This window comes from Elusimicrobiota bacterium (genome assembly GCA_026388075.1).
Classification (GTDB): Bacteria; Elusimicrobiota; Endomicrobiia; order Endomicrobiales; family JAPLKN01; genus JAPLKN01.
Map to the genome: position 1 here is coordinate 1 of JAPLKN010000018.1, position 5,252 is coordinate 5,252.

Genomic DNA, 5,252 nt, shown 5'->3' on the forward strand with positions numbered 1-5,252 from the left:
TAAATCAGTTTTTTGTTTATTCAAGTCATCATACTGTGCGGTGAGTGTTATCAGCTTATCTTCATAATCATTTGCTTCATCAACAACCTTGTCATATTTTTGCATTGTTACACAACCCGAAACAAAAAACATTAATAAAAATAATCCGAGTATTTTTTTCATTTTCCCTCCTTTTAAAAACAGTGATAAGTGGTAAGTGATAAGGATTAAGATTTGAAAAACCTTTAAACCTACTTCTTATGCCTTAATACTTAATCCTTACTCCTTTTTTGAACACTATTTATCTAACGTTCTTGATTTTTGGGCGGCGCGTTCCAATAACTTTTTTTGCCGTTTTGAACCCTCTGGCATTGAGGAATTCTGATTAATTTTGTCGCTATAATTTTCAAAATCTCTTTCGCTTAATCCATACTTATTTAAAAGCGTTTTACGCTCCTTTTTTAAAGCATTAGCATATTTGTAAGCGTTTGCCACCCCCTCCGATGTGGCGTTTGTTTTTGGATTAGTATTTTCTAGTTTATATTTTTTTCGATAGAAATGGTCATAATATATCATTTTTGAGAGAATTTCCACATATATTTCATCATTAATATTAGATCCGCCAGAATTTTTCGCTGATGAACCTTCAGCCGCAGAAATATTTTTTATCGCAATTAAATTTAATAAAAATAAAGAAATTAAACAATAAGTTGAAATTAATGATATTTTTTTCATATTTGTCTCCTGGTATAATGTTCATTATACCTGATTACACAGATTCTTAACTACGATTACACAGATTAACATACTAACCTTTTTATTTGTTAAATCCGGGGCCCAATTCCTTATGAACCTTAAAACAGCAACCTATTATTTTTCCAGTCAGTTCATGAATTTGTTTCATCCGTGTAATCATTGTCTAATCTGTGTCCGCCCCAGTCGGATCAGCCTTGGGCTGATAATCAAGACATCCTGATCTTTATAGGATGTCTTAAATGCTGCAGCGATATCAGAACAATTCTAAAATATATTTTAATAATTACATCAGTTATTTTTGAGGTATTTTTTCTAATTTTGATAAATTGTAACCTTGCATTGCTAAACGTTTTAAAATACTATTATATAATTTCTCATCCATTTTTGATTTTCTGCTAAGTATCCATAAAGAACTGCGTCTGGGATTACCTATAGCAGCATACTCGTAATTTTTTCCTATTTCAATAACGCAATAAACGCAAGAAAAAGGCTAAATAAAACTGGCTCTAAGCTTAGCGTTGGTTTTTTTGTCTATTACCCATGCTTTTCCTTTTTTTATCCTTATTTCTCCGTCCAAAGCGAGTTTCCGTCCGCTATTCAACAGTTCCATGTCGCCATTTGGAAACAGTGTGTATGTAGCTGTCACAGCAACAAGATTTTTTTCTAAAAAATTTGAAATTCTAGCGATTTCATACCATGTGCCGGTTATACGGTTTAAATCTACATAATCAACGGTTTTTAATTCTTGACTCTTTTCATTTGCACCTGCAAAACAAATGAAATTTAGAATTAAAATAAAAGGGATTATTAATTTATTCATTCATTTATTTTATATTATTTTTGAAAATATAGCTAGACGTGATTTAGGTAAAATAATTTTATCTTTTTTGGAGGGATTTTGCTATGTCAGGTTGTCTTAAATTACATAATCGGGATGAATATTTTTTTGAAGGCTTTTAGTTTTATCTACCATATCTTTAAATGTTGTTTTATCTATAATTTCACTAGTCCGGTCACGGATTTTTTCAAATACAGTTCTCAAAGCGCATTTTGCTTCAAAATCGCACTTTGTGTATTTAGATCTACTTACACAAGTTATCGGCGAAGTCGGTCCTTCAATAAGTCGTATTATTTCTCCCAAAGTAATTTTTGCCGGATCTTTTGATAACGAAATTCCGCCGCCAGAACCTCTTTCGGTTTTCAGATAGCCGGCACTTTTAAGAATTGTAACGATTTGTTCAAGGAATTTCCTCGGTATGTCCTGGCGTTTTGATATTTCTTTTATTGAAGTTTTTCCCTGATTGTATAACAGAGCCAAATCTAAAATTATTTTTAAAGCGTAATCACCTTTATAAGTTATTTTCATTTAAAATCCCTTCCTTATTTAGAATCTTCAAACAACCATGTGGAAAGATAACGCTCGCCGGTGTCGCACAGTATAGTAACGATAGTTTTGCCTGCGTTCTCAGGGCGTTTTGCCACTTCCAAAGCCGCCCAAACGTTAGCACCTGAGGATATTCCAACTAATAAGCCTTCTTCCTTTGCCAGTCGTCTTGAAATTTCGCCCGCCTTTTCGTGAGCCGCAAGAATAATTTCGTCTATCAGTTTTTTGTCCAATATATCTGGTATAAAACCGGCACCAATACCCTGTATTTTGTGGGGTCCGGGCTTTCCACCTGAAATTACGGGAGAATCCTTTGGCTCAACGGCAATAATTTTTATTTTCGGATTTTTTTCTTTCAAATACTTTCCTATGCCTGTTAGTGACCCTCCAGTACCTACGGCTGAAATGAATATGTCTATTTTACCGTTGGAATCTTTCCATATCTCGGGCCCTGTGGTCCTGTAGTGAATCTCAGTGTTTGCCGGATTATTGAATTGCTGTGGCATGAAGCTCCCTGGGATGTTTTTGTTTAGTTCTTCAGCTTTTTCAATAGCGCCGCGCATGCCTTTTGCACCGTCGGTTAATACTACTTCAGCACCCAATATTTTCAGAAGTTTCCTTCTTTCAAGACTCATAGTATCAGGCATGGTTAGGATCAATTTATATTTCTTTGCCGCTGCAACAAATGCTAATGCTATACCGGTATTTCCGCTAGTAGGTTCTATTATTGTGGAACCCGGTTTCAATAAACCTTTTTTTTCGGCATCAACTATCATTGCAAGGCCTATACGGTCTTTAATGCTTGATAAAGGATTAAAAGTTTCGGCTTTAACAAGAATAATTGCCTTAAGACCTTCATTTATACTGTTAAGTTTTATAAGGGGCGTATTTCCAATTGTTTGAGTTATATCTTCGTAAATTTTTGACATAATACCTCCAGTTAAAGACAGGTTAAGGTTTAGGCTAAGAAAGGCTTTTTGCTCAACCTTAACCTCAGCCTCAATCTGCTTTTGCTAGGGCTTGTTCAATATCTGCAATAATATCATCAATATGTTCCAGCCCTATTGATAATCTAATAAAATCCGGCGTAACACCGGTCGCAAGCTGTTCCTCGCTGCTCAGCTGTTGGTGTGTTGTAGTCGCCGGGTGTATAGCAAGCGTCTTTGCGTCTCCGACATTCGCTAAGTGCGAAATCAACTGCAATGAATTAATGAATTTCTTTCCCGCTTCAATGCCCCCCTTAATGCCGAATCCTATAATTGCGCCCGCTCCTTTTGGCAAATATTTTTTAACACGCGTTTTTTCAGGGCTTGAGTCAAGCCCGGGATAATTAACCCAGCTAACTTTCTTATGTTTCTCAAGATATTTAGCAACTGCCAGTGCGTTTTCGGCATGTCTAGGAAGTCTTAAATGAAGAGTTTCAAGTCCTTGTAAAAACAAAAACGAGTTAAAGGGTGAAATAGCAGGCCCAAGATCCCTAAGCAATATAAGCCTGGCCTTCATAATATAGGCAATATTTCCTAGAGGTTTCAATGCTTCAACAACACGGTATTATCCAATACTAAAGGAATACCATTTTTATGAGCAACTTTTGACAATCCTTCAAGATCTGCGACATCCAATTTAGGATTGCCTATAGATTCGGCATAAATGGCTTTTGTTTTTGACGTGATGGCTTTCTCTAAGGCTATTAAATCGTTAGATTTAACAAACTTTACCTTAATCCCAAATTTGGCAAATGTATTATGAAACAAAGTGTAAGTTCCGCCGTATAAATTATCGGCAGAAACGATCTCGTCTCCAGATTGGGCAATATTAAGAAGTGCAATTGTAATTGCTGACTGGCCGCTTGCCACGGCAAGCGCCCCGGCACCTCCGTCAAGTAATGCAATGCGTTTTTCAAAAACATCAGTGGTTGGATTCATTAAACGGGTATAGATATTGCCGAACTCCTTCAAACCAAAAAGGTTTGCCGCGTGTTCGGTACTTTTGAACTGGTAAGACGTTGTTTGATAAATCGGTACTGCTCTTGCCCCCGTTGTTGGGTCCGGTTCCTGTCCTCCGTGCAGTGCTAATGTTTCTAAATGTAACTTCGAATCAATTTTAGTCATATTTTTCTCCCTTTTAAAGTTATCTATAAAGTCTATAGAATTAGTAGGATTATATCACAAAGCTATTTTTTTGTCAAGTCCTTTTAGAAAATATTTTTTTAGGGAGGTTTCTCAGCAGGTGTATTGACGTAAATTAATGCAAAAATAAATACTAAATTTATTTCGCAAAACTTGAAACAAATTTTAATATTGATTTTCCCACATCACTAAAAACAAAAAACTTAACTATAAAATATGTGATCCCAAATAGGCCGATTAGGATTAGTATCTCAATTACGGTAACAGCTATAGTTATCGGAAATATTCTACGCGTCAATTTTGCGAGCCATTTATAATTGTTCTCAGTTTTCTGGTTAATTTGGACAACTTGTTCTTTAATTTCACTTAGTTTATTAATTATTTGTGTAAGCTCGTTTCTAGTTTCAGGTTTATCTTCCATTTTTTCTCCCCGCCCATTTAAATGGGCCCGCTTCGCCGAATCGAGGCGAGCGATGTCTCGCCCGCTCATTTTCAATGGGCGAGGCGGACTTTTTTCCTGTTCTTATATTTTTGTCTTAAATTATTTGTACTGTTGCGCAGCATCCTTAGATTTCAGTTCAATATCATTCTTTTTTGACATCACGGTTTTTATTGAAAATGAAGATATAATTTTTCCGCCTCTTGCAGAAATTCTTGTGTCTAAAGCCTTAATTGCCATATCAGGATTACTTCCGGCCATAGAAACAAATATTACAACGGATTTTCCTGAAAAGTCGGTTTGATCTATAAAAGTATTCAATTCAGGAGATGTTTTTCCACACCATATCGGAGCTCCGACAAAAATACGGTTATATTTTGATAAATCAGTGTTTATTGATTTTATTGGCCAAGATTTTCCCTTACGCGCGGCAAATGTCCCTAAAATATAGGCCTTAAGCACTGACGGCCGTTCAACATCTTCAATTTTCAATATATCAGCATTTAATTCTTGAGCAAGTGTTTTGGCAATAATTTCTGTATTGCCCGTATAAGAATAATAAACT

Annotated in this window: 5 protein-coding genes and 2 pseudogenes; all 7 read right to left on the minus strand. The window is 35.6% G+C overall.

All coding sequences use genetic code 11. From position 1 onward, the window contains the following. Window positions 1–276 precede the first annotated feature (276 nt). Window positions 277–714: a hypothetical protein gene (locus NT145_00685; GenBank protein MCX5781215.1), complete on the minus strand. Its 438-nt coding sequence runs from the start codon at window positions 712–714 to the stop codon at window positions 277–279. A gap of 313 nt (window positions 715–1,027) precedes the next feature. Beyond that, a pseudogene (locus NT145_00690) lies at window positions 1,028–1,555 on the minus strand (lipocalin family protein). A 96-nt stretch (window positions 1,556–1,651) separates the two neighbouring features. Then, complete coding sequence (locus NT145_00695) at window positions 1,652–2,101, minus strand: Rrf2 family transcriptional regulator (GenBank protein ID MCX5781216.1); 450 nt, start codon at window positions 2,099–2,101, stop codon at window positions 1,652–1,654. A gap of 14 nt (window positions 2,102–2,115) precedes the next feature. Beyond that, on the minus strand, window positions 2,116–3,048 hold the full coding sequence (gene cysK / locus NT145_00700) for a cysteine synthase A (protein ID MCX5781217.1): 933 nt from the start codon (window positions 3,046–3,048) through the stop codon (window positions 2,116–2,118). A 70-nt stretch (window positions 3,049–3,118) separates the two neighbouring features. Next, window positions 3,119–4,230 (minus strand): annotated as a pseudogene (locus NT145_00705) (aminotransferase class I/II-fold pyridoxal phosphate-dependent enzyme). A gap of 157 nt (window positions 4,231–4,387) precedes the next feature. Then, window positions 4,388–4,669, minus strand: a complete 282-nt coding sequence (locus tag NT145_00710) for a hypothetical protein (protein ID MCX5781218.1) — start codon at window positions 4,667–4,669, stop codon at window positions 4,388–4,390. Window positions 4,670–4,789: 120 nt separating this feature from the next. Beyond that, window positions 4,790–5,252, minus strand: a 463-nt coding sequence (locus NT145_00715) for a flavodoxin domain-containing protein (protein MCX5781219.1), incomplete at its 5' end; no start/stop codon positions are given.

What these genes read in the sequence shown, in the direction of transcription:
- NT145_00685 (MCX5781215.1), bottom strand. Translation starts at nt 714, where the DNA reads ATGAAAAAAATATCATTAATTTCAACTTATTGTTTAATTTCTTTATTT.
- NT145_00695 (MCX5781216.1), bottom strand. Translation starts at nt 2,101, where the DNA reads ATGAAAATAACTTATAAAGGTGATTACGCTTTAAAAATAATTTTAGAT.
- NT145_00710 (MCX5781218.1), bottom strand. Translation starts at nt 4,669, where the DNA reads ATGGAAGATAAACCTGAAACTAGAAACGAGCTTACACAAATAATTAAT.
- cysK (MCX5781217.1), bottom strand. Translation starts at nt 3,048, where the DNA reads ATGTCAAAAATTTACGAAGATATAACTCAAACAATTGGAAATACGCCC.